We start from the raw sequence: 21920 nt of genomic DNA, 5'->3' as shown, positions 1-21920 counted from the left end.
CGAGGTTCGCGTGGCCGAGGGCACCTATCCCCCGACCGAAGAGATGCTGAGCGCACCGATCGACCCCGAGGAGTCGCGCGCGACGGCCGATCGTCTCTTGAAGGCGTGGTACGCCCCGCAGGGCTGGCGCTATTGGTCGGCGGTCAACAACTCCGAGGTCGGGCTGTGGTACGCCCTGACCTCCTTCGTCTTCATGCTGATGGCTGGCGGGCTGGCGCTGGTGATGCGCCTTCAGCTTGCCGTGCCTGACAACGACCTGATCTCGGCCGACCGCTTCAACCAGTTCTTCACGATGCACGGCTCGGCGATGATGTTCCTCTTCGCCGTTCCGATGTTCGAGGCGATCTCGATCCTGCTTCTGCCCGCCTTCCTCGGCGCGCGCGACATGCCGTTTCCGCGGCTGTCGGCCTATGGCTTCTGGGCGTTCCTGATCGGCGGCGTCTTCATCATGGGGTCGCTGCTGTTCGGGGCAGCGCCGGCCGCGGGCTGGTTCATGTACCCGCCGCTTTCGACCATCGACGAGGGTGTCGGCCCCGACATCTGGCTTCTGGGCCTGTCGTTCATCGAGGTTGCCTCCATCGCGGCAGCGGTGGAGCTGATCGTGGGCACCATCAAGTGCCGCCCGCCGGGGATGCGCATCAACCTGATGCCGCTCTACGCGTGGTACGTTCTGGTCGTCGGGGTGATGATCCTCTTCGCCTTCCCGCCGCTGATCGCCGGCGATTTCCTGTTCGAGCTTCAGCGCAGCTTCGACTGGCCCTTCTTCGACCCCGCGCGCGGCGGAGACCCGCTTCTGTGGCAGCACCTCTTCTGGATCTTCGGCCACCCGGAGGTCTACATCGTCTTCCTGCCCTCGATCGCAGTCGCCGCCATGATCGTGCCCGCCGCGGCACAGCGGCCCATGGTGGGCTACAACTGGATCGTCCTGTCGGCGGTGGGAACGGGGTTCCTGTCCTTCGGGCTGTGGGTCCACCACATGTTCACGACGGGGCTGCCGACGATCTCGCTCGGGTTCTTCTCGGCCGCGTCCGAGGCGGTGGTGATCCCCACCGGCATCCAGCTTTTCGCCTTCGTGGCCACGCTGCTGGCGGGGCGGGTGAAGATGATCCTGCCGATGCTCTGGATCGCGGGGGCGCTGGCGATCTTCACCGCGGGCGGGCTGACCGGCGTGATGGTGGCGCTGGCGCCATTCGACTGGCAGGTCCACGACAGCTACTTCATCGTCGCGCACCTGCACTACACGCTGTTCGGCGGCATGGTGTTTCCGCTGATCGGGGGCATCTACTTCTTCTACCCGTTCATCCGCAAGCAGCGCATGTCCGAAAGGCTGGGCCGGATCAGCTTCTGGCTGACCTTCGTCGGCTTCAACCTGACCTTCCTGCCGATGCACCTGACGGGCCTTCTGGGGATGCCGCGCCGGGTCTATACTTATCCCGCGGGCGTGGGGTGGGACGACCTCAACATGCTGTCGACCATCGGTGCATTCGTCATCGCATCCGGCATCCTGGTCTTCGCCTGGGACCTGGTGCGCCCCAAGGGCGACGAGATGAAAGAGCGCAATCCCTGGGGCGCCGGCGACCTGATGTGGGCGCACGACATCCCGGACAAGTTCTGGGGTGTCCGGTCGATCCCTTACGTGACCTCGCGCAACCCGCTGTGGGATCAGCCCGGCATCGTCGAGCGCATGGACGCGGGCGGCTACTACCTTCCCGACGCGCAGGAAGGGCTGCGCGAGACCATCGTGACCTCGGCCATCGACGCGCAGCCACAATTCGTCGCGCGCATCACCGGCCCCGCATGGTGCACGATGTGGGCAGCGGCTTTCACCGGCGGCGCGTTCATCCTGCCGGTCTTTCACATGTATATCCCCGCCATGATCTGCGCGGTGCTCGCGACCGCCTGCGTGATCTACTGGCTCTGGACCTCGACCGCGCTGATCCCCGAGCACCCGATGAAGGACGTCGGCATGGGCCTGCAGTTGCCCACCTATGTCTCTGGGCCGTCCGCACCGGGCTGGTGGGGCGTATTCATCACCATGCTGGGGGACATGACGGCCTTCGCCTCGCTGATCTTCGGGGTGTTCTTCTACTGGACCGCCTCGGAGCAGTTTCCGCCGCCGCTGGCCGAGCACGCCGACGGCGCGCTGGTGCTGGCATCGGCGGTGCTCTACGGCGCGGCCTGGGGGGCGACGCGCGTGGCGCGGCCGCTGAACCGGGACGGGCAGGTGGCGCTGGCGCAGGTCCTTTTGGCGGGCGGCGCACTGGCCGCGGCACTGGGTGCGGGGGCGCTGGTCTGGTCGATCCTGCATCTGGATCCGACCTCGCATGTGTATCCGGCGATCCTCTATGCCATCGCGGTCTGGACGGCGGTGCACACGATCCCGGGCATCATCATGCAGTTCTACTGCCTCGCCGGGACGATATTCGGGAAGATCCGGCCGACCTACGACGCCCCGATCTGGAACACGGTGCTGTTCTGGCACTTCCTTCTGGTGACGGCGCTGGTCGCAGCCTTCACGATCGGCGCGCTACCGGGGATGCTCTGAGATGGCTGCACACGAAAAGCCGGACCTGCCCGCGCACCGGAACCTCTTCCGGATGATCCTGGCGCCCACGATCTGGGCGATCCATTTCCTGCTGGCCTATTGTACCGCCGCAATCTGGTGCGCCAAGGACCTTGGCGATCCCGATACGCTGACCCTCGTCGTCACCGGCTACACGGTGGCGGCAGAGGTCGCCATCGTGTTCCTGGGGCTGAAGATGTGGACCCAGTGGGACTACCTCGACGATTACGATTACGTCCACTCGGAAAGCACCGACGAGCACCGGCGCGAGTTCCTTGGCCATGCCGGTTTCATGCTCGCCTGCCTGTCCTTCGTTGCGGTGATCTTCAACACGATGCCGGTCTGGTTCGCGGGGACATGCCTGTGAAGGCGGGCGCCTTGATCCTCGCGGCCGTGGGGCTGGTGGCGCTATACGTCCTGCCACTGGGCCCGTCGGTCGGGCCGTTCCCGGCGCATATGCTGCGCCACATGGCGCTGGTGGCGGTGATCCCGCCGCTTCTGGTGCTGGGCCTGCCACCGATCCCCGCGCCGTCGGTGCTGCTTGCGGCGTTGATCGAGTTCGCCGCGATCTGGGGCTGGCACGCTCCGGCCCTGCACGAGGCCGCCTATTTCCGCCCCTCGATCTTCGTGCTCGAACAGGCGAGCTTCCTGGCTGTCGGCCTGATCACCTGGGCCTCGGCCCTCCGCGCGCCCGAGTCCCTGGCCGGGGCAGGCGGGATGCTGCTGACCTCGATGCACATGACGCTTCTGGGCGCACTTCTCATCCTGTCGCCCACGGCGCTCTACGCCTATTGCGGCCCCGAGCAGCAACAGATCGGCGGCATGATCATGCTGGCCATCGGCACGCCCGCCTACCTTCTGGGCGGCCTCTGGCTTACCGCCCGCGCGCTTTCCCCCGACGAGGCCCGCCCATGAAGATCGACCTCCGCTCCGTCTTCCTGACGCTCGCCGCGCTGGCCGTCCTGGGCGTCATCGGCGCGAGCGCGGTCGTGGGCTTCGGGCTCTACAACGTCTCGGCGCGGGCGGGGCACCTGCCGGGGGTCAAGTGGATCCTGCACACCACTTACCAGCAGGCCGTGACTTTCCGTGCACCGCCCGAAAGCGCGGCTCCCGAGTTGACAGACGCGATGGCGAGCCTCGGGGCGAAGCATTTCGACGCCGCCTGCCGGGTCTGCCACTCGGCCCCGGGCTACGCGCGGACGGCGACCATGCTGTCGATGAAGCCGGAGCCGCCGCACATCACGGCTGCCGTGGGCGATTGGAGCCCGAGCGAGCTGCACTGGATCGTCTACGAGGGCGTAAAGATGTCGGGCATGCCGCACTGGCCCGCCGATCGCCCCGATGAAGTCTGGTCCACGGTCGCCTTCCTCACCCGCGTTCAGGAGGGGTTGAACCGGCAGCAATACGACGCCCTGACCGCCGCGCCCAAGGCCGACCCGCGCGGCTTCGCGTATTGCGCGACCTGCCACGAAGAGACGGGCGTGTCGGGCAACCCCGACATCCCGCGGCTCGACATCCTGAGCGAGGAATACATGACCCGCGCGCTTCTCGCCTTCCGCACGGGCGCGCGCGACAGCGGCATCATGCAGCACGCGGCGACCGAGGTGCCCGTGGAAGATCTGCCGCGCTTCGCCGCGATCTTCGCTGCCGAGTCGCCCACGGGCGAGGCCGAGCCGGAAACCTCGCTGACGCTGCGTGGAAGGCGCATCGCGCTCGAGGGCGCGCCGGGTTCGGACGTGCCGGCCTGCGCCTCCTGCCACGGCCCCTGGCCGGAAACCATCAACCCTGCCTACCCGTCGCTCAGCGGTCAGTACCGGCCGTATCTCGAGACGCAGCTGAGGCTCTGGCGCGCCGGGGAGCGGGGCGGTTCCGAGGTCGCTGAAATCATGCACCAGGCGGCGGCGCGCCTTTCGGATGCGGAAATCGAGGCGGTCTCGGCGTGGTATTCGTCCCGAAATCCCGACGAATTAAATCGGATAAATGACGGAGAAAACTGAGAAATGTGAATGAGATTCGACAGTTCCTCGCTTTCATTGGAGTGAAATCGCGTCATACTCGTAGGGTAACGAATGACGAAGTGGTTCAAAGGGAGGAATGCGATGAGTGACACGCCGAAGCTCTCGCGCCGGAACGTGCTGCTGGGCACTGCGCTCGCCGGCGCCGCCACCGCGATCGGACAAGACGCAGATGCTGCCCCGCTCGCACCCGAGCCAGCGCCCGACGATCATCGCCGCGTCGTCCTGAAGGATACGCCCCACACCCGCGCCTACTACGCGCTGGCCCGCAGCAGCTAACGGAGGTCCCGATGCTGAAGCGTACATCTACCCGAACCACCCGGTCGCGCGGCCCCGTTCCCATCGCGCCTGCCGCGGACACCGGCCTGTCGCGCCGCGGGTTCCTCCAGGCCTCCGGCGTCGCCGGCCTGGGCCTCGCCGCGTTCGCGGGCGCGCGCCGCACGGCGCAAGCGCAGGTCACCGCCGTCGAGGCGTCCGATCTTCCCGATTTCAAGAAGACCATCTGCCAGTTCTGCTCGGTCGGCTGCTCGATGTGGGCCGAGGTCGAGAACGGCGTCTGGGTCGGCCAGGAGCCCGCCTTCGAGTCGCCGATCAACCAGGGCACCCACTGCGCCAAGGGCGCGGCGATGCGGGAGATCTCCATCGGCGAGCGTCGGCTGAAATACCCGATGAAGCGGGTCGGCGGCGAATGGACCCGCATCTCGTGGGATCAGGCGATTTCCGAGATCAGCGAGAAGCTGATGGACATCCGCGACGAGTACGGTCCCGATTCCGCCTACTGGCTGGGCTCGGCCAAGTTCTCGAACGAACAGGCCTACCTGTTCCGCAAGTTGGCGGCCTACTGGGGCACGAACAACGTCGATCACCAGGCGCGGATCTGTCACTCAACCACCGTTGCGGGCGTGGCCAACACGTTCGGCTACGGCGCGATGACGAACACGTTCAACGACATCCGCAACGCCAAGTCGATCATCATCATCGGCGGCAACCCGGCCGAGGCGCACCCCGTCTCGATGCTGCACGTCCTGAACGGGCGCGAGAACGGCGCAAAGATGATCGTCGTCGATCCCCGCTTCACGCGCACCGCCGCCCATGCCGACGAATATGTCCGCATCCGCCCCGGCACCGATATCGGCTTCATCTGGGGACTTGTCCGCGAGATCTTCGAGAATGGCTGGCAGGATCAGGAATATCTCGACCAGCGGGTCTGGAACATCGAGGCCGTCCGCGAAGAGTGCGACAAGTGGACCCTCGAAGAGGTGGAGCATGTCTGCGGCATCCCGCCCGAGCAGACCCGCGCCGTCGCCCGGACGCTGGCCGAGTATCGGCCCGGCACGCTGGTGTGGTGCATGGGCCTGACCCAGCACACGATCGGGTCGTCCAACACCCGCGCCGCGTCGATCCTGCAGCTCGTGCTGGGGAATATCGGCAAGGAAGGCGGCGGTGCCAACATCTTCCGCGGCCACGACAACGTGCAGGGCGCCACCGACCTCGGCGTAGCCGTGGACAGTCTGCCGGCCTATTACGGTCTCGAGGAAGGCGCCTGGAAGCATTGGTGCCGCGTCTGGGACACCGACTACGCGTACATCCGCGACAAGTTCGTCTCGAAAGAGCTGATGGAGACGGCGGGGATGCCCCTGTCGCGCTACATGGACGCGATCAACGAGGATGCCGAATCCATCGACCAGCCGAACCCCGTGCGGGCCATGATGTTCTGGGGCCACGCCGCGAACTCGATTGCGCGCGGCCCGGACCAGATGAAGGCGCTGGACACGGTGGACCTGCTCTGCGTGATCGACCCGCACCCCACGCAGGTTGCCATCATGACGAGCAAGCAGGACAACGTGTACCTGCTGCCCGCCGCGACCACGGCGGAATGCGACGGATCGGTCACGAACTCGAACCGGTCGGTGCAGTGGCGCGACAAGGTGTTCGAGCCCCTGTTCGAATCCAAGACGGATTACGAGATCACCTACCTGCTCGCCGAGGCGCTTGGCTTCGCGGACGAGATGTTCAAGCACATCGAGGTGATCGACAAGAACCCGCAGGCCGAAAGCCTGCTGGCCGAGATCAACCGCGGGACCTGGACCATCGGCTATACCGGCCAGAGCGCCGAAAAGCTGAAGCGCCACATGCGCTACCAGGAGATGTTCGACGGCAACACGCTGCTGGGCAAGCCCGGCACCCCGGTCGAGGGCGAGTACTACTGCTATCCCTGGCCGGCCTGGGGCACGCCCGAGTTCAACCATCCCGGCTCGCCCATCCTCTACCGGATCGACAAGACTGTGGCGGAAGGCGGCATGCCGTTCCGCGCCCGCTGGGGCGTGGAGTGGGAGGGCAACAACCTTCTGGCAGAAGACAGCTACAACGTCGGCTCCGCGATCGAGGACGGCTATCCCGAGATGACGCTCGGGGTGCTGCACGCGCTCGGCTATTCCGGCGAACTGACGGCGAAAGAGCGCCTGATGATCGCGATGGTCGGTGCCGATGCGTTCGAATGGGACCTCTTCAACATCTCGGAAGAGGACGCGCAGGCGCGCATCAACAACCTGACCCTGCCGGAACTGAGCCGCATGGGTGCCGGCGAAGCGACCGATATCGACGGCTCGTGGCAGGGCGGTCAGGGCGGCCGGGCGAAGGAACCCACGCAGGAGATCACGCAGCAGTACTCGGCCTATCCGCGTGACGCGATCATCGCGATCCAGGCCTACATCGCGAACAACGAAGATGTGCCCGAGGGGCAGTCCAAGAGCATCCAGGCCAAGATCGAGGCCGTCAACTGGAAGACCGACCTGTCGGGCGGCATCCAGCGGGTCGCGATCCTTCACGGGCTGGCGCCCTACGGCAACGGCAAGGCGCGCGGCTATGTCTGGAACTTCCCGGACCCGGTGCCGCTCCATCGCGAGCCGCTTTATACCAACCGGCGCGACCTGCTGCCGAAATACGCGACCTATGACGACCGCCGCCTGTGGCGCCTGCCGGTCATGTTCAAGTCGATCCAGGACGTCAACTTCGCGGACGAGTATCCGATGGTGCTGACCTCGGGGCGCCTCGTGGAATACGAAGGCGGCGGCGACGAAACCCGGTCGAACAAGTGGCTGGCCGAGTTCCAGCAGGAGATGTTCGCCGAGGTCAATCCGGTCGACGCGGCAACCGCAGGTATCTCCACCGGGGACCAGATCTGGGTCGAGACGCCCGAAGGTCGGGTGAACGTCGCAGCGCTGGTGACGCCTCGCGTGGGGCCGGGCACGGTGTTCATGCCGTTCCACTTCGCCGGCTTCTTCATGGGCGAGGATCTGACCGACCGCTATCCCGAAGGCACCGCCCCCGTCGTCGCGGGCGAAGCCGCGAACACTGCATGGACCTACGGCTACGACGTCGTGACCCAGATGCAGGAAACCAAGGCCACCCTGTGCCGCATCCAGCAGGCGTAAGGAGCACATAATGGCACGCGTGAAATTTCTTTGCGACACGGACCGCTGCATCGAGTGCAACGCCTGTGCGACCTCGTGCAAGAACGAGCACGAGGTTCCCTGGGGCATGGTCCGCCGCCGCGTCGTCACGATCAACGACGGCTCGCCCGGCGAAAAATCCATCGCGATCAGCTGCATGCACTGTACCGATGCACCCTGCGTGGCGGTCTGCCCGACCGACACGCTCTACCAGACCGACATCGGCGTGGTTCTTCATAACAAGGACAACTGCATCGGCTGCGGCTACTGCTTCTACGCCTGCCCCTTCGGTGCGCCGCAATTCCCGCGTGCGACCCTGTTCGGCACGCGCGGCATCATGGACAAGTGCACCTACTGCGCCGGCGGTCCCGAAGAGAACGGCTCCGAGGCCGAGTTCCGCAAATACGGCCGGAACCGCATCGCCGAGGGCAAGCTGCCGATCTGCGCCGAGGTCTGCTCGACACGTGCGCTTCTGGCCGGCGACGGAGAGGTGATCGGCGAGATCTATCGCGAGAGAGTGCTGGCGCGGGGCTTCGGCTCGGGCGCATGGGGCTGGGAGACCGCGTACTACCCGGAGGAGGCTTGATATCATGACGATGACGCACGCCGCTGGCGCCGGAGCTCCGCCAAGTACGGGTGGTGCCGGCTATCGGATCGGGGGGGCCATCGTGGCGCTCGTCCTTCTGGTTCTTCTTGCCGTGCAGGTCTTCGAGATCTTCGATGACGACGCGCGGACGATCCCCGAGTACCGTTGGGGCACGCCGCCCATTTCGAACGTGCAGTCCGGCCTTTCCGGCGTCGGGACCGACGAACTGCTCCGCGAACGCGCAACCCTGCAGGGACCGCGAGAGGTCTTCGGCCCAAGCCCGGAAAACCAGCGCACCTACCAGGTCGGCTCCGAGACCCAGATGATAAGCGAAGAGATCGAGACGCCATCGGCGCTGCAGACCCTCGCCTGGTCCGATCCGTCCCGAGAGACCCTGCCGATGGTCCGCGGCACTGACCGGGTGGAGGGCATTTCGTCGCTGCCCTATGTCGGCGCGGAAGTATACGAGCGACCCTTCGCCCGCGATTGGCGCCTCGGCATGGCCGATTTCGCCACGCATCTCGGCGCGCTCGCCATCCTCGGCTTCGCGTTCCTGTTGGCCGCTTTCCTTGCGATCCGGGGCCGCGTCCCAATTTCGAGCGGCAAGTCCGGGCGAAAGGTCGAGCGGTTCGGCTTCATCGAACGAGCGACACACTGGATGACGAGCGGCAGCTTCGTGATGCTGGCATTGACGGGCATCGTCATCGCCTACGGCGATACGCTGATCCTTCCCTTCGGCGATTACGTCCTGGGCCAGACCGGATGGCTGGCCACCTGGGGCCACATGATGTTCTTCCCTCCCTTCGCGCTCGGCATATTGACGATGTTCATCCTGTGGATACGCGATGCGCTGCCATCCAAGCTGGACCTTCAGTGGTTGAAGCAGGGCGGCGGCCTGTTCCGGGACGATGTCCATCCCTCGGCGCGCAGGTTCAACGCGGGCCAGAAGCTGATCTTCTGGTCGGTGATCCTGGGCGGCGGAATCCTGGTTCTTTCGGGGATCACCCTGATGTTCCCGTTCTTCTGGCTGGACATCAACGGCATGGGGTGGGTGATGCTTACCCATGCGATCGTGGCGGTGCTGATGATCGCGGTGATCCTCGGGCACATCTATATCGGTTCGGTCGGGATGCAGGGCGCGTTCTGGGCGATGTGGACCGGCGACGTGGATCGCAACATGGCCGCCGAACACCATGATCTCTGGCTCGAGGAGATCGACAGGAAGAGGGGACCTGCGGAATGATATCGTTTCTTTCGGGCGTCACCGTCGCCGTGGTTCTGGCCGTGGTCATGCTCGTGGGGATGGAGACGCTCTATATCCCCACCGAGCTGAAATACGACGGCCCCAACCTGCACCTGAACGACCACCTGATCGATGAAACGGTCGGTGGAGAGGTGGCGGGCGCCGAGTAGTCGGCCCAAGGCCAGGCGGGGCGTTGTCCGGTGGGCGGCGCCCTTTCCGCGCTTATCTTCGGCAGTAGCGGGTTTGGGTACTTCTACGTTGGCGCAAGATCGAATGCGGGCGCTCGGTGCCGTTCTGACGACCGATGGTCTCGCCTGTCGCATCGCTTGCGCCCCCGAGGGCGCGGTCGGCAGTCGCGAGACGCGCCCCCACCAGGAGACCGTCTTCGCAAAGCGGGCCATCAGCGCCAACTTCGGGCGCTGATCACCGGGTGCCTTCGAATTGCCGGGTGGGTGGGACTTACACACGGTCTGCAACTCGTCGGCGCCTGCCAAGACGCGCATCGGGTCGGTCGATTACGACCATTGTCCACTGCGCGCCGTGACATTTCGCCGCCCTGAATAGCCCCGCCAGTCCTAACGTGCCGTTAACGCGGAAACAGCGCCTTGAGGGTGGCGCCGTGCCCCTCCGGCCCGGCCAGCACATCGGCTGCAAGAGCGGTCGCCGCGGCCCGGGCATCCTCGACCACGCGGTCGACAAGGCCCCAAGCGCAAGCCTCTTCGGTGCTGACCTTTGCCCCGCACATCAGCATCATCTTCGCCCGCCCCGCGTTGATCAGGGCCGAGAGGCGGACGGGATCCGACGGCGGGGGAAGAAAGCCATGTTTCATCACCGGGTAGAAGAACGTCGCCCCCGGAACCGCCACCCTGCAATCGCAGGCGAGCACCATGCCGAGCGCACCGCCCGCGCAGGACCCGTTGAGCGCGGCCACTGTCAGGCCGGGAAAGTTCGCGACCGCGGACGAGACTTCCTCCCACAGCGGTGAGGCCGCTAGCCCCGCGCGCGCGGCCGGAAGGTCCGCTCCGCCCGAGAACACGCGCCCCGTTCCGGTGATCGCGAGTGCGGGTGTCGTCGCCGCGCGGACGTTGTCGCGCACGCTCTCCAGCATCTCCGCCGTCAGCGAATTCGCCTTCCGGGGACGATCCAGCACGATCCAGGTCAGTCCACTCTCACGCTCGACCCGTACCGCCGCCATCCGCGCCCCTTTCGTTATCGTCTCGCACATGGCGCGTCGCCGGTATCAGTCGACAAGCCCGACCGCTCGCCGCACGTCTTCGTCCCGAAGCGAGACCTCTTGCCCGCACAGGTCGTCTCCGGCCGGGCCGGCCATCCAGACCAGGGCGCGTGCCGGCCACTCTGGCGGAATGTGGTCGTCCCATTCGAGCTGGCGCACCCTGTTGTCCACATCAGAGCTCTTGATGACCTTCTGCATGTCCGTCGCGACCGTGCCGGGCGACAGTCCCATCACCCGCAGCCCTTGGCCGCGCAGTTCCAGATCGGCCGCTTCGGTCAGCATCTTCGCGCCGGCCTTCGAGGCGCAATAAGCCGACCACCCTTCGATCGGCCGGGATGCAGCCCCCGAGGAGATCGTGATGATCGTACCCGCGCCCTGCCGCTTCATCACGGGGGCGGCGGCCCGGATGCCGTGGAACGCGCCCTTCAGGTTGATGTCGATCAGCTGGCCCCACGCCTCGGGATCGGTTTCGTCCAGGGGCGAGATCGGCTCGATGACGCCCGCGTTGTTCACCAGCACGTCGAGACGTCCGAACGACTGGATCATGGCATCGACCGCGGCGCTGACCTCCCAGAACCGGGTGATGTCGCAGGTGATGGCCAGCGCCCGATCCGCTCCCAGCTCGCCCGCGAGCGTCGCGATCTCGTCCTTCGACCGGGCGATCAGGCCGACAATGGCGCCGGCATCGGCGAATGCCCGCGCCGCCGCCGCGCCGATCCCGCGGCTCGCGCCCGTGACCAGCACCACCTTGCCTGTAAGATCGCTCATCCCGTTCCCTCCTGAAAGCCGCCGCCAGCTTAGATCCGCATGCCCGACTGTCCACCGATGGACTTGACAGGTCGCCGTGACAGGCCATCGTTTGGCCGTCTTTGCAAGTGCTTCCCGAAAGGACGCCCCATGCGCCGCGACCTTCGCCTCGCTGCCCCTATCGCGCTGTTCGCCCTGCCTTTGCAGGCCGAGGTCGCGCCCAACGCGCTTTGGGCGCATTGGCAGTCGGGCGAGGGGACGCTGACCGCCACGGGCGATGCCGTGCCCGCAGATGGCGATGCGCTGCGGATCACGGGTGCCACGGTCGAGATCGGCACGCTGTCGGCCGAGATCGGCGAGATGACGCTTACGTCCGAGGGTGAAGGCACAAGGGTCACGCTACCCGAGGAGTGGACCGTGGAAAGCGGAGAGCTGACCGCCGCCGTCGACGCCCCCGGTGCGACGATCCTCGCCACGGGTGCGGCCGAGGCCCCGACCTACCGGATCGACGCGCCAAGGCTGAGCGTCCCGCTCGAAGGGACGGGGCAGCTCCTGTCCGTCGTGGCCGTCGAGCTGTCGGGCGCCCTCGCGAGCGACGGGTTCGACCTGTCCGCCGACAGCCTGTCGGTCGCGGGCGAGGCGACCGAGGACCTGTCGGCCTTCTCGGCCGCCCGCCGCGACCTGTCCGTCCAGTTCGACGGGCCGCTCGACGCGCTGGCCGATCTGATCCAGGGGGCGCCGACGCCGGACCTGGCGCTGACCGTCGAGGCTGCATCGAGCACGCAAAGCCTTACGCCGCGGGACGATGTCGCCCCCACGTTCACGATCACCTCTGGTGCCACGCGGGATGCGATCACCGTGACCGAGGGCGTGGCGACGCTGGAGCAGAGCCTCGCCGAGGTGCAGGTTGCCGCCGCGGGGGAAGAGGTGCCGCTGCCCGACGCGAGCGCCACCGCCGAAGAGGTGGCTCTCAGTCTCGTCACCTCCGTCGCGATCTCGGACGAGCCGGCGCCGGTGTCGCTCGAGCTCGACGTGACCGATCTGACGGTGTCCGAGCAGGCGTGGCAGCTTTTCGATCCGGCGGGGGAACTGCCGCGCGAGCCTGCCGACCTTCGCCTCGCGCTCAGCGGACAGATCCTGCGACGGAGCCCGACCGAACTGTCGCCCGAGCGGCTCGGGCTGGACGAATTCGCCCTGTCGGCGCTCGGCACCACGCTGACCGGCAGCGGGTCGGTCCTGTTCCAGGAGGCTGGCGGGGAACGGCCATATGGCCGGCCGGTAGGCTCGTTCTCGTTCAACCTGGCAGGTGCGATGAGCCTCCTGGACCAGCTCGACGCGCTCGGGACGATCTCGACGGGGAACCTCGTCGGCATGCGGATGGGACTGGGCTTCTTCACCACCGAGGGCGACGGGCCGGACGAGCTTCAGAGCAATGTCGACATCGGGCCGCAGGGCGGGGTCAGCCTCAATGGTCGCAGGGTGCTCACGTTGCCCTGACGGCTTGGCAGCGCCGCGCGGGGGCACTACCTGTGGCAAGCCCCGGACTTCAAGGACATCTCATGACCGACAGCCTCGCCGAGCTCTCTGCCGCCCTTCTCGATGCCGCGAGACGGGCCGGGGCCGAGGCCGCCGACGCGATCGCGGTCCGCGATGCGTCGCTGTCGATCGATGTGCGGGGCGGAACGCTGGAACAGGCCGAGCGGTCCGAAGGCGTCGAGATCGGGTTGCGCGTCCTGCTGGGGCGCCGGCAGTCCTGCGTTTCGGCCTCGGACCTGACGCCGCGCACGATGGCCGAGATGGCCGAGCGCGCCGTGGCCATGGCCCGCGAAGCGCCCGAGGACCCCGGCGCCGGCCTTGCCGATCCGGCGCAGCTTGCCGCGGACACGTCGGCCGCCAGCCTCGATCTGGCGGACGATGCCGCGGAGCCGACGCCGGCTCAGCTCGAAGACATGGCCCGCGCCGCCGAGGCCGCGGCGCTTGGCGTGCAGGGGGTGGCCAGCACGCAGGGTGCGACCGCATCGTGGGGTATGCGCGACATCCACCTGGCCGCGACGAACGGCTTTTCCGCCGGCTATCGGCGCACCGGGTCGTCGATGTCCTGCGTCGCCATTTCCGGCGAGGGTCTGAAGATGGAGCGCGAGTTCCACGGCGACAGCCGCACCCACGCCGCCGACCTGCCGGACCCGGCCGAGATCGGCCGCATTGCGGGCGAGCGCGCGGCCGCCATGGCAGGGCCCCGGCGCGCCAAGACGGGCAGCTATCCCATCCTTTTCGACGAACGGATCTCGTCGTCGCTGATCGGCCACCTGCTGACCGCCATCAACGGCACCGCCATCGCCCGGGGCGCGTCCTGGGCGCGGGGGCTGATGGATGCGCAGGTCCTGCCCGAGGCCCTGTCCCTGACCGAGGATCCGCACCGCCCCCGCGTCGCCGGATCGCGGCCCTTCGATGCAGAGGGTCTTGCGACGCACCCCAGCACCATCGTCGAGAACGGTATCCTGCGCAGCTGGACCCTCGACCTCGCCACCGGGCGCAAGCTGGGGCTCGAGAGCACGGCCAATGCCGCGCGCGGGACGTCCGCGCCGCCGTCACCCAGCCTGACCAACGTGACCCTGACGCAGGGCGACCGCACACGGGACGATCTGCTGCGCGACATGGGAACGGGGCTGTTGGTGACCTCTTTCATCGGCGCGACGATCAATCCCAATACGGGCGACTACTCGCGCGGGGCATCGGGCTTCTGGGTCGAGGGCGGCGAGATCGCCTACCCGGTCAACGAGATCACCATCGCCGGCCACCTCCCCGACATGCTGCGCCGTCTGGTTCCCGCCAACGATGCGCGCGAGCACCTGTCGCGCCGTGTCCCTTCGCTGCTGGTCGAAGGGATGACCCTTGCCGGCGACTGATCTGCCCCTGCTGATCGACGCCGCCCGTGCCGCCGGCGAGATCGCCCGCACCCACTGGCAGGGGGCGCCGCAGACGTGGATCAAGGAGGACGCCTCCCCCGTCTCGGTCGCCGATATCGAGGTGGACGATGCCCTGCGCGACGCGCTTCTGGTGGCGAGGCCGAACTATGGCTGGATGTCCGAGGAAAGCCCCGAGGATCTGGACCGGCTCGAGCGCGAGCAATGCTTCATCCTCGACCCCATCGACGGCACCCGTGCCTTTCTGCGGGGGGAAGAGACCTGGGCGGTCTCGCTTGCCGTCGTCTCGGGCGGCCGCCCGACCGCAGCTGTGGTGCATCTGCCGGCGCGGGGCCTGACATTTACCGCGACGCGAGAGGGGGCGTGGCTGAACGGCGACCCGGTGCGCGTCTCGGCCCGCCCCGACCCGGACGGAGCGCGCGTGCTGGCCAACAAGGCCGCCTTCGCGGCCGAGCATTGGCGGCATCTTCCCAGCTTCCAGCGCAGTTTCCGCCCCTCGATCGCCTATCGGCTGGCCTATCTGGCGCAGGGGCGCACCGATCTCATGCTGTCGCTGCGGCCGGCTTGGGAATGGGACATCGCTGCCGGAGCGCTGATCGCCGAATCCGCCGGAGCGCGCGTGACCGACCGCCACGGCGGGCCGCTCACCTTCAACTCTCCGGGTCGGGCGAGCGACGGGATCGTCGCCGCCAACCCGACGCTGCATGGCAGGGTGCGGGATGCGCTGGTCTAGGCGGACGACCGTCCCAAGGGCGGATTGAGGAAACGGGCCCGGCGCGATACATGATGGACGAAAGGAGATGTCCATGACCCAGCGCCTGCACCTCGTTTTCGGCGGAGAACTCGTCGATCCAGCTCGCAACGTCTTCAAGGACGTGTCCGAGATCCACATGGTCGGGATGTTCCCCGACTACAAATCCGCCTTCGACGCCTGGAAGACATGGGCGCAGAAGACGGTCGATAACGCCCATATGCGCTACTACATCGCCCACATCCATCGCCTCCGGGACGAGGAAGCGGCGGCCTCGGCAACCGAGGAGCTTGGCGAGTAGGCCACCGCCATGGCGGGCTTTTCCCTGACCCTCTTGCGCCATCGCCTGGCCGCCGCGCGCGATCAGGCGCGCCGACCCCGTCCGGCCATGGCGCCGCAGGGGCGGCCCGAGGGGCGGTTGATCTGGGCGCATTTCGGCGCGGGTGTCCGTGCGGCGGGGGTGCGCATCGTGCTCGAACGGCTCCGCCGCGAGCATCCCGACCTGCGCTTCGTGACGACGGGGCAGGGTACCCACCCCGACCTGACCGCACCGCCGCCCACGGACGCGCAGGCCGCCGCGCGCGCCTTCCTCGACCACTGGTCGCCGGATCTCGCGATCTTCTCGGGCACCGACACGTTTCCCACGCTCTGGGCCGAGGCGCTGTCGCGGGGGATCCCGCTTTTCGCCGCCGATGTCGAGCCGGCCCGTCAGGCACTTCCGCTGGTCCAGGAGATGGCGCGGTTCGACGCGGTGCTGGCGCGCGCGCCCGACCCCAGGTTAGGTCCCGCGCTCGAGGTCGTCGGACCACTTTCGACGACGCCCATGTCGCCCTCTGCCAATGCCGCGGCGCTGGAGGCCATGGCCGACGCGCTGGCCACCCGCCCGATCTGGTACGCGCTCGACGCGGGACGGGAAGAGACCGAGCTTATCCTCGGCGCACATCGCCGCGCCTCGCGGATGGCTCATCGCCTCGTACTGGTGCTGTCCACGTCGGATCCCGAGGTCGAGGCGAAGCTCGACGCAGGCGGGTGGCAGTGGTGCTGGTGCGAAGACTCCGGGCAAGTTCAGTCGGATACGCAGGTCATCGTCAGCCGGCCCGGCCGCAGGACGGGGCTGTGGCTGCGCCTGTCGCCGATTACCTATATGGGCGGAACGATCCTGGGGAAGGGAAGTCCCGTGTCCCCGCAGGTTCCGGCCGCGCTCGGCTCGGTAGTGATCCATGGGCCGAGGCTCGGCGCGGTCGCGAACGACCTCGAACCGCTGCGCGAGAGGGGGGCCTCGCGCATGGTGCGTGACGGCGATGGTCTGGGTGAAGCGGTCGAGCAATTGCTCAACCCCGAAGAGGCCGCCAAGCGTGCAGCCCGTGGGTGGGAGGCGACGAGCGCCGGGGCCGAGGCCGCAGCCTACCTGTTCGAGCTTGTGGACGACACGCTGGCCGGGATTCCCGTCTGATGCGGCCGCCGCGCTTCTGGTCCGCGCCGCCCGGCCTCGCGGCACGCGCGCTTGGGCCGCTGGGGGCTGTCTATGCCGCAGGGACGGCGCGGCGCGTGGCGCGGGACGGGGAAAAGCTGGACGTGCCGGTGATCTGCGTCGGCAACATCAATGTCGGCGGGACGGGCAAGACGCCCGCCGTGATGGACCTTCTGATGCGCCTCATGGCGCGGGGTCGCCGTCCGCACGTGATCAGCCGCGGCTATGGCGCGCGGGTCCGGGGGGTGCTGCGGGTCGATCCGTCGGGACATCGGGCGGACGAGGTGGGGGACGAGCCGCTTCTGCTGGCGCAATTCGCGCCCGTCCATGTCTCGCCCGATCGCGCGGCCGCCGCCCGTGCCGCGGTGGCCGACGGGGCCGATGTGATCGTCATGGACGACGGATTCCAGAACCCGGCTGTGGTGAAGGACATGTCGCTCGTCGTCGTGGATGCAGCGGTGGGGTTCGGGAACGGCCGGGTCCTTCCGGCCGGCCCTCTGCGCGAGCCTGTCTCGGCCGGCCTTGCACGGGCGGACCTGTTGCTGGCCATCGGTGAGCCGGCCGCGCAGCAAGGATTTCGGGCGGCGTGGGGCGACCTTGCCCTGCCCGTGATGACTGGGCGACTCGCCCCATTGCCGACCGGCATGCCTTGGACGGGTTTGCGCGTCCTTGCCTTCGCGGGGATCGGGCGGCCGGCCAAGTTCTTCGAGACGCTGGACCACCTGGGCGCCAACGTGGTCGGGCGCGTGCCGCTTGACGATCATCAGGTCTTTGCGCCGGCGCTGCTCGAGCGGTTGTCGCGGGACGCGGCGGCGGCGCATGCGCAGCTTGTCACGACGGAGAAGGACGCGGTGCGCTTACCCGCGTCCTTCAGGCGCTCGGTCCTGACGCTTCCGGTGCGCCTTGAGATTGATGATGCCGCGCAACTGGAGGCGCGGCTGGCCGATCTGGGCCTTTAGCCTTCTTCGCCGAGCTTCTCGTCCAGGATCGACGAGAATTCGTCGTAGCCCATGTTCGAATACTTCTCGCCGTCGATGATGAAGGTTGGCGTCGAGGTGACGTCGTCCGCCTCGGCGTTCTGCTGGAACGTCGCGTAGAGGGCTTCGGCCTTGGCGCCGTCCGCCAGGCAGGTCTCGAGCTGCTCGTCCGAGAGGCCGGCCGTCTTGCCCAGACGCTTGAGGTTCTCGGCAATCTCGGCCGGTTCGCCCTGCGCCCAGTCGCGCTGCCGCTCGTAGATCAGGTCCGAGAGGCCGAAATACTTGTCGGAATCGCAGCGCGCCACCATTCCGGCCCACAAGCCGTAACGGTCGAAATAGACCTCGCGATGAACGAACTCGATCTTCCCGGTGTCGATGTAGTTCTCTTTCAGCTCGGGATAGACGGTTTCGGCGAAGTTGGCGCAATGGGGGCAGGTGAAGGAGGCGTATTCGATCACCTGGATCTCGGCGTCGGGATTGCCGAGCGTCATCTCCTGCACCTCGACCGCTTCGCCTTCGGCTTCGGTCGCGCTCGATTCCTGTGCCTGGGCAGGGGCGAAGGGCGTCATCGCGGGGGTCCCGCTGCCCGAATCTTGCAGGTACCAGGCGCCGCCCGCAACGAGGGCGGTCGCGGCGGCGATGGAGGCGATCTTGTTCATGGATGGTCCTTTCTGGGGCGGTCGGCGCGCACGTTGGTGCCCAGCCGTTCGAGGGCGGCGCGCAAGTCTGGGTCCGAGACCGAAGCGGCTTCGGACCGGGCGTCGGGATCGATGGGGCGCGACGGCGCTTCGGCGCGCATCGGAGCTTCGGGACCGAAGCCTGACGGCGCTGTCTGCGTGATGTGGATGCGCCGGATGGCGTCGTAGCCGTAGCAGGCGTTCACCTTACGGCGCAGCGTCTCGGTCTGCATCTGCAGCATCGGGGCCTGCGCGCCGGTCGTGAGGATTGTCAGCGTCGCGCCGATCCCCCCGCGCGAGAAGGAGACGTCCACCGGCCGGCAGATCGCCGCTATCTCGGGGCCCGCGACCTCGTGCCAGTGGGTCAGAAGCCGCGAAACGGCGAAGCCACGGCTTTCGCCGACGCGTCGGATGTCGCGCTCGACCAGCGTCGCGGCCCGTACGGGCCCCTTGCGGAACTTGCGGCGATATGGCGTCTGGCTCTGGCTCATCGCGGCCAATCTATGCGCTGGGGCGGGCGGGGAAAGCCCCGATGCGAAGGGAGGCCATAAAAGATGCGTGACGCGCCTGACCCCGGAGTGCTGCTTGCATGGTACGACATGCATGCGCGCGAGATGCCGTGGCGGATCGGTCCGGCGGCGCGGGCGGCGGGCGTCTGGCCCGATCCATACCGCGTCTGGCTGTCCGAGGTTATGCTGCAGCAGACGACCGTGGCGGCGGTGCGTGACTACTTCCGCCGGTTTACCGCGCTCTGGCCGACGGTGAGCGATCTTGCCGCCGCCGAGGACGCCGCGGTGATGGGCGAATGGGCGGGCCTTGGCTACTACGCCCGGGCACGAAACCTGCTGAAATGCGCGCGCGTGGTGGCCGGAGAGCTCGGGGGGCGCTTTCCAGACACGCGCGAGGGGCTGCTCGCCCTGCCGGGGGTCGGGCCCTATACGGCGGCGGCTGTCTCGGCGATTGCCTTCGACCGCCCCGAAACGGTGGTGGACGGCAATGTCGAACGGGTGATGGCGCGGGTCTTCGCCGTCGAGGCGCCCTTGCCCGGATCGAAGAAGGAACTGGCGCGGCTGGCTGCGACCCTGACGCCGGCGGAGCGTCCGGGCGACTATGCGCAGGCGGTGATGGATTTGGGCGCCACGATCTGCACGCCCCGAAGTCTCGCCTGCGGCATCTGCCCGTGGATGGCCGATTGCGCCGCGCGGGCGCAGGGGGTGGCGACCGACTTGCCGCGGAAGGCGCCGAAATCGGTCAAGCCCGTGCGTCGGGGCGTCGCCTATCTCGCGAGGCGGCCGGACGGCGCGTGGCTGGTCGAGACGCGGCCGGAGACGGGGCTGTTGGGCGGGATGCTCGGGTGGCCGGGCTCGGATTGGGCGACTTCCGTGCCGGACCATGTACCTCCGGTCGCGGCGGAGTGGCGCGAGGTTGGCGAGGTGCGGCACACCTTCACTCATTTTCAATTGATCCTGACGATCATGAAGGCCGAGACGGATGCGGTGCCCGAGCGGGGTGACTGGATGACGTCAGACAGGTTCCGACCGTCGGACCTGCCGAGGGTGATGCGCAAGGCCTTCGACCTTGCGGACCCGGCGCCCTAGCGGGGCGGAACGAGGGGGTTTGACGCGATGACGCGCTTCACAAGTGCCTTGCCCTTCTGGCTGTCGCTCGTCTGCCTGCCGGCATCGCTTTTCGCCGTCGCAAAGGGCGGCATCTGGGTGCTGTTGGTGCCCGCGGTGACGTGGTGGCTCTTTGCCATCATCGACGCCGTCGTCGGGCTGAACACCGCGAACGAGGATCCTTCGACACCCGATGCGCACCTGTTCTGGTACCGTGCCATCACGCTGGCATGGTTCCCGCTGCAGTTCCTGTGGACCTTCGGCCTGATCTGGTACGTTCCGCGCGCCGATTACGGGTTCTGGGAGACCGTCGGCATCTTCTTCGGCGTCGGCGTGCTGACGGGGACCATCGGGATCAACTATTCCCATGAGTTGATGCACCAGCGAAACCGGGTCGAGCGGTGGTTGGGCGATCTGCTGCTCGCAATGGTGCTATACTCGCATTTCCGGTCCGAGCATCTGCTCGTCCACCATCGCCATGTCGGAACGCCCCTCGACCCGGTGACGGCGCGCTACAACGAAGGGTTCCATCGCTTCTACCCGCGTGTATTGGGACAGAGCCTGACCTCTTCCTTCAAGGCCGAGGCCGCGATGCTGGCGCGGAGGGGCCGGCCGTGGTGGGACCGGGGAAACCCGTTCTGGCGCTACTGGGGCTTGCAGTCGGGGTTCCTGCTGCTGGCGTTGCTTCTGGGCGGATGGGAAGGTGTGGCACTGCTGGTGTTCCAGGCAGGGGTGGCGATCTGGCAGCTCGAGCTCGTCAACTATGTCGAGCATTACGGCCTGACGCGGAAACACCTGGGCGAGGGGCGATACGAGCGCGTGCGGCCGCGGCATTCGTGGAACGCGAACCAAAAGGCGTCGAACTGGCTGTTGATCAACTTGCAGCGTCATTCTGACCATCACTCCCGGCCCGACCGCAGGTTTCCGCTGTTGCAGACCCATGCCGAGGACGCGGCCCCGCAGCTTCCCGCCGGCTACCCGGTGATGACCGTCGCGGCGATGATCCCCCCGCTTTGGAAGCGTATCATGAACCCCCGCGTGAAGGCATGGCGCCGGCAGTTCTATTCCGAGATCGAGGATTGGCACCCCTACGACAAGGGCCTGAACCCCGGCCCGCGCTGAGGTCTGTCAACGTTTGGTGGTACGCGGTGCGCGCGCCGCAGTGTGTCGTTGCGTCGGCTCCGGGAAGTCCGGGCGCGGCTTTCACCGGCCAATCCTCGATTTCCTCCTGCGATAGCGTGGCTCCAAGCGGGACCACCGTACGGTTGTGCCACGCCGCATTAACGGTCGAGTCAGCATATCCCGGGGCGACCGAAACCAGCCGCCAACGAGGTTCACCATGGCCGACACATTCTCCAGCCACATGCCGGGTCTGTCTTCTCCCGCCGAGTCCATCACCTTGATCGTGCCCGACGACCGCGTCGACCTGGCCTATGCGACCCGGGCGATCAACGTGTCGAACACCGGCAACGTTCGAATCACGACCGTATCGGGCACGACCGAGACGATCTGCATCGCAGCCGGCGTCGCTTTTCCGATCCGGGCCAGGCGCGTGTGGGCCACCGGCACCGATGCCACGGGGATCCGCGGCCTCTTCTGACGGCCTGGGCGCGGGCGGTGTGTGCCGTGCCGCGCGACCCTTTCGCGCACCCGCATTCAATCAA

General features: G+C 67.5%; 23 protein-coding genes. 18 read left to right on the top strand and 5 right to left on the bottom strand.

Features of this window, described 5'->3' with window-relative positions; translation table 11 throughout:
- Positions 1-43: 43 nt before the first annotated feature.
- The 9 genes from PAM7066_RS08700 to PAM7066_RS18915 all read left to right on the top strand — a co-directional run bounded on the left by PAM7066_RS08700 (position 44) and on the right by PAM7066_RS18915 (position 10029).
- Positions 44-2545 (top strand): cbb3-type cytochrome c oxidase subunit I, encoded by a 2502-nt coding sequence (locus tag PAM7066_RS08700; protein ID WP_245749644.1) that lies wholly within the window; start codon positions 44-46, stop codon positions 2543-2545.
- A 1-nt stretch (position 2546) separates the two neighbouring features.
- Positions 2547-2930, top strand: a complete 384-nt coding sequence (locus tag PAM7066_RS08695) for a hypothetical protein (protein ID WP_085853768.1) — start codon at positions 2547-2549, stop codon at positions 2928-2930.
- Entirely contained in the window at positions 2921-3478 is a 558-nt protein-coding gene (locus tag PAM7066_RS08690) for a cytochrome c oxidase assembly protein (protein ID WP_085853767.1), read from the top strand. Before PAM7066_RS08695 ends, PAM7066_RS08690 begins: the two co-directional genes overlap by 10 nt.
- Positions 3475-4560, top strand: coding sequence for a c-type cytochrome (locus PAM7066_RS08685; protein ID WP_085853766.1), 1086 nt, complete (start codon positions 3475-3477; stop codon positions 4558-4560). The genes PAM7066_RS08690 and PAM7066_RS08685 overlap by 4 nt, the downstream gene beginning before the upstream one ends.
- Positions 4561-4662: 102 nt before the next feature.
- On the top strand, positions 4663-4857 hold the full coding sequence (locus PAM7066_RS08680; RefSeq protein WP_085853765.1) for a twin-arginine translocation signal domain-containing protein: 195 nt from the start codon (positions 4663-4665) through the stop codon (positions 4855-4857).
- A gap of 11 nt (positions 4858-4868) precedes the next feature.
- Positions 4869-8012 carry a molybdopterin-dependent oxidoreductase gene (locus PAM7066_RS08675; RefSeq protein ID WP_085853764.1) on the top strand — a complete coding sequence of 1048 codons (3144 nt, stop codon included), beginning with the start codon at positions 4869-4871 and terminating at the stop codon, positions 8010-8012.
- 10 nt (positions 8013-8022) lie between these two features.
- Positions 8023-8616, top strand: coding sequence for a formate dehydrogenase FDH3 subunit beta (gene fdh3B / locus PAM7066_RS08670; protein WP_085853763.1), 594 nt, complete (start codon positions 8023-8025; stop codon positions 8614-8616).
- Between the two features lie 4 nt (positions 8617-8620).
- Positions 8621-9859, top strand: coding sequence for a formate dehydrogenase subunit gamma (locus tag PAM7066_RS08665; RefSeq protein ID WP_085853762.1), 1239 nt, complete (start codon positions 8621-8623; stop codon positions 9857-9859).
- Positions 9856-10029, top strand: coding sequence for a hypothetical protein (locus PAM7066_RS18915; RefSeq protein WP_175484607.1), 174 nt, complete (start codon positions 9856-9858; stop codon positions 10027-10029). The genes PAM7066_RS08665 and PAM7066_RS18915 overlap by 4 nt, the downstream gene beginning before the upstream one ends.
- A 416-nt stretch (positions 10030-10445) precedes the next feature.
- Here the strand turns inward: PAM7066_RS18915 and PAM7066_RS08660 are convergent, their stop codons facing one another.
- Together PAM7066_RS08660 and PAM7066_RS08655 are read right to left on the bottom strand one after the other, a co-directional pair.
- A complete protein-coding gene (locus PAM7066_RS08660) occupies positions 10446-11084 on the bottom strand; it encodes an enoyl-CoA hydratase/isomerase family protein (protein WP_246799784.1) in 639 nt (212 codons plus the stop codon).
- Positions 11085-11099: 15 nt separating this feature from the next.
- Complete coding sequence (locus PAM7066_RS08655; RefSeq protein ID WP_085853760.1) at positions 11100-11861, bottom strand: SDR family oxidoreductase; 762 nt, start codon at positions 11859-11861, stop codon at positions 11100-11102.
- Positions 11862-11990: 129 nt separating this feature from the next.
- Between PAM7066_RS08655 and PAM7066_RS08650 the strand changes: the two genes are divergently transcribed.
- The 6 genes from PAM7066_RS08650 to lpxK all read left to right on the top strand — a co-directional run bounded on the left by PAM7066_RS08650 (position 11991) and on the right by lpxK (position 17945).
- Positions 11991-13337, top strand: coding sequence for a DUF2125 domain-containing protein (locus PAM7066_RS08650; protein WP_085853759.1), 1347 nt, complete (start codon positions 11991-11993; stop codon positions 13335-13337).
- Positions 13338-13399: 62 nt separating this feature from the next.
- Positions 13400-14746: a TldD/PmbA family protein gene (locus PAM7066_RS08645; RefSeq protein ID WP_085853758.1), complete on the top strand. Its 1347-nt coding sequence runs from the start codon at positions 13400-13402 to the stop codon at positions 14744-14746.
- The gene (locus tag PAM7066_RS08640) at positions 14733-15497 is read left to right on the top strand and encodes a 3'(2'),5'-bisphosphate nucleotidase CysQ (RefSeq protein WP_085853757.1); all 765 of its coding nucleotides are present in this window, start codon (positions 14733-14735) and stop codon (positions 15495-15497) included. The genes PAM7066_RS08645 and PAM7066_RS08640 overlap by 14 nt, the downstream gene beginning before the upstream one ends.
- A gap of 73 nt (positions 15498-15570) precedes the next feature.
- The gene (locus PAM7066_RS08635; protein ID WP_085853756.1) at positions 15571-15816 is read left to right on the top strand and encodes a DUF4170 domain-containing protein; all 246 of its coding nucleotides are present in this window, start codon (positions 15571-15573) and stop codon (positions 15814-15816) included.
- 9 nt (positions 15817-15825) lie between these two features.
- A complete protein-coding gene (locus PAM7066_RS08630) occupies positions 15826-16968 on the top strand; it encodes a glycosyltransferase N-terminal domain-containing protein (RefSeq protein ID WP_085853755.1) in 1143 nt (380 codons plus the stop codon).
- The gene (gene lpxK, locus PAM7066_RS08625) at positions 16968-17945 is read left to right on the top strand and encodes a tetraacyldisaccharide 4'-kinase (protein WP_085853754.1); all 978 of its coding nucleotides are present in this window, start codon (positions 16968-16970) and stop codon (positions 17943-17945) included. Before PAM7066_RS08630 ends, lpxK begins: the two co-directional genes overlap by 1 nt.
- Here lpxK and PAM7066_RS08620 read toward each other — a convergent pair.
- Positions 17942-18622, bottom strand: coding sequence for a DsbA family protein (locus tag PAM7066_RS08620; RefSeq protein WP_085853753.1), 681 nt, complete (start codon positions 18620-18622; stop codon positions 17942-17944). The two genes, lpxK and PAM7066_RS08620, sit on opposite strands and share 4 nt — an antisense overlap.
- Complete coding sequence (locus PAM7066_RS08615; RefSeq protein WP_085853752.1) at positions 18619-19131, bottom strand: DUF721 domain-containing protein; 513 nt, start codon at positions 19129-19131, stop codon at positions 18619-18621. Before PAM7066_RS08615 ends, PAM7066_RS08620 begins: the two co-directional genes overlap by 4 nt.
- 63 nt (positions 19132-19194) lie before the next feature.
- Between PAM7066_RS08615 and PAM7066_RS08610 the strand changes: the two genes are divergently transcribed.
- Both PAM7066_RS08610 and PAM7066_RS08605 read left to right on the top strand, forming a co-directional pair.
- Positions 19195-20238 (top strand): A/G-specific adenine glycosylase, encoded by a 1044-nt coding sequence (locus PAM7066_RS08610; protein ID WP_085853751.1) that lies wholly within the window; start codon positions 19195-19197, stop codon positions 20236-20238.
- A gap of 27 nt (positions 20239-20265) precedes the next feature.
- The gene (locus tag PAM7066_RS08605; RefSeq protein ID WP_085853750.1) at positions 20266-21378 is read left to right on the top strand and encodes an alkane 1-monooxygenase; all 1113 of its coding nucleotides are present in this window, start codon (positions 20266-20268) and stop codon (positions 21376-21378) included.
- Here PAM7066_RS08605 and PAM7066_RS19705 read toward each other — a convergent pair.
- Complete coding sequence (locus PAM7066_RS19705; RefSeq protein WP_503121355.1) at positions 21281-21691, bottom strand: DUF6177 family protein; 411 nt, start codon at positions 21689-21691, stop codon at positions 21281-21283. The two genes, PAM7066_RS08605 and PAM7066_RS19705, sit on opposite strands and share 98 nt — an antisense overlap.
- Here PAM7066_RS19705 and PAM7066_RS08600 point away from each other — a divergent pair.
- The gene (locus tag PAM7066_RS08600) at positions 21596-21856 is read left to right on the top strand and encodes a spike base protein, RCAP_Rcc01079 family (RefSeq protein ID WP_085853749.1); all 261 of its coding nucleotides are present in this window, start codon (positions 21596-21598) and stop codon (positions 21854-21856) included. The two genes, PAM7066_RS19705 and PAM7066_RS08600, sit on opposite strands and share 96 nt — an antisense overlap.
- Positions 21857-21920 lie beyond the last annotated feature (64 nt).

Source organism: Palleronia marisminoris (genome assembly GCF_900172315.1).
GTDB lineage: Bacteria > Pseudomonadota > Alphaproteobacteria > Rhodobacterales > Rhodobacteraceae > Palleronia > Palleronia marisminoris.
The sequence above is the reverse complement of the archived record's forward strand: the minus strand, read 5'-3'. Positions and strand labels throughout refer to the sequence as shown.

What these genes read in the sequence shown, in the direction of transcription:
- PAM7066_RS08645 (WP_085853758.1), top strand. Translation starts at nt 13,400, where the DNA reads ATGACCGACAGCCTCGCCGAGCTCTCTGCCGCCCTTCTCGATGCCGCG.
- PAM7066_RS18915 (WP_175484607.1), top strand. Translation starts at nt 9,856, where the DNA reads ATGATATCGTTTCTTTCGGGCGTCACCGTCGCCGTGGTTCTGGCCGTG.
- PAM7066_RS08675 (WP_085853764.1), top strand. Translation starts at nt 4,869, where the DNA reads ATGCTGAAGCGTACATCTACCCGAACCACCCGGTCGCGCGGCCCCGTT.
- PAM7066_RS08665 (WP_085853762.1), top strand. Translation starts at nt 8,621, where the DNA reads ATGACGATGACGCACGCCGCTGGCGCCGGAGCTCCGCCAAGTACGGGT.
- PAM7066_RS08630 (WP_085853755.1), top strand. Translation starts at nt 15,826, where the DNA reads ATGGCGGGCTTTTCCCTGACCCTCTTGCGCCATCGCCTGGCCGCCGCG.
- PAM7066_RS08650 (WP_085853759.1), top strand. Translation starts at nt 11,991, where the DNA reads ATGCGCCGCGACCTTCGCCTCGCTGCCCCTATCGCGCTGTTCGCCCTG.
- PAM7066_RS08620 (WP_085853753.1), bottom strand. Translation starts at nt 18,622, where the DNA reads ATGAACAAGATCGCCTCCATCGCCGCCGCGACCGCCCTCGTTGCGGGC.
- PAM7066_RS08605 (WP_085853750.1), top strand. Translation starts at nt 20,266, where the DNA reads ATGACGCGCTTCACAAGTGCCTTGCCCTTCTGGCTGTCGCTCGTCTGC.
- lpxK (WP_085853754.1), top strand. Translation starts at nt 16,968, where the DNA reads ATGCGGCCGCCGCGCTTCTGGTCCGCGCCGCCCGGCCTCGCGGCACGC.
- PAM7066_RS08600 (WP_085853749.1), top strand. Translation starts at nt 21,596, where the DNA reads ATGGCCGACACATTCTCCAGCCACATGCCGGGTCTGTCTTCTCCCGCC.
- PAM7066_RS08660 (WP_246799784.1), bottom strand. Translation starts at nt 11,084, where the DNA reads ATGTGCGAGACGATAACGAAAGGGGCGCGGATGGCGGCGGTACGGGTC.
- PAM7066_RS08700 (WP_245749644.1), top strand. Translation starts at nt 44, where the DNA reads ATGCTGAGCGCACCGATCGACCCCGAGGAGTCGCGCGCGACGGCCGAT.
- PAM7066_RS08610 (WP_085853751.1), top strand. Translation starts at nt 19,195, where the DNA reads ATGCGTGACGCGCCTGACCCCGGAGTGCTGCTTGCATGGTACGACATG.
- PAM7066_RS08635 (WP_085853756.1), top strand. Translation starts at nt 15,571, where the DNA reads ATGACCCAGCGCCTGCACCTCGTTTTCGGCGGAGAACTCGTCGATCCA.
- PAM7066_RS08680 (WP_085853765.1), top strand. Translation starts at nt 4,663, where the DNA reads ATGAGTGACACGCCGAAGCTCTCGCGCCGGAACGTGCTGCTGGGCACT.
- fdh3B (WP_085853763.1), top strand. Translation starts at nt 8,023, where the DNA reads ATGGCACGCGTGAAATTTCTTTGCGACACGGACCGCTGCATCGAGTGC.
- PAM7066_RS08695 (WP_085853768.1), top strand. Translation starts at nt 2,547, where the DNA reads ATGGCTGCACACGAAAAGCCGGACCTGCCCGCGCACCGGAACCTCTTC.
- PAM7066_RS08615 (WP_085853752.1), bottom strand. Translation starts at nt 19,131, where the DNA reads ATGAGCCAGAGCCAGACGCCATATCGCCGCAAGTTCCGCAAGGGGCCC.
- PAM7066_RS08655 (WP_085853760.1), bottom strand. Translation starts at nt 11,861, where the DNA reads ATGAGCGATCTTACAGGCAAGGTGGTGCTGGTCACGGGCGCGAGCCGC.
- PAM7066_RS08690 (WP_085853767.1), top strand. Translation starts at nt 2,921, where the DNA reads ATGCCTGTGAAGGCGGGCGCCTTGATCCTCGCGGCCGTGGGGCTGGTG.
- PAM7066_RS08685 (WP_085853766.1), top strand. Translation starts at nt 3,475, where the DNA reads ATGAAGATCGACCTCCGCTCCGTCTTCCTGACGCTCGCCGCGCTGGCC.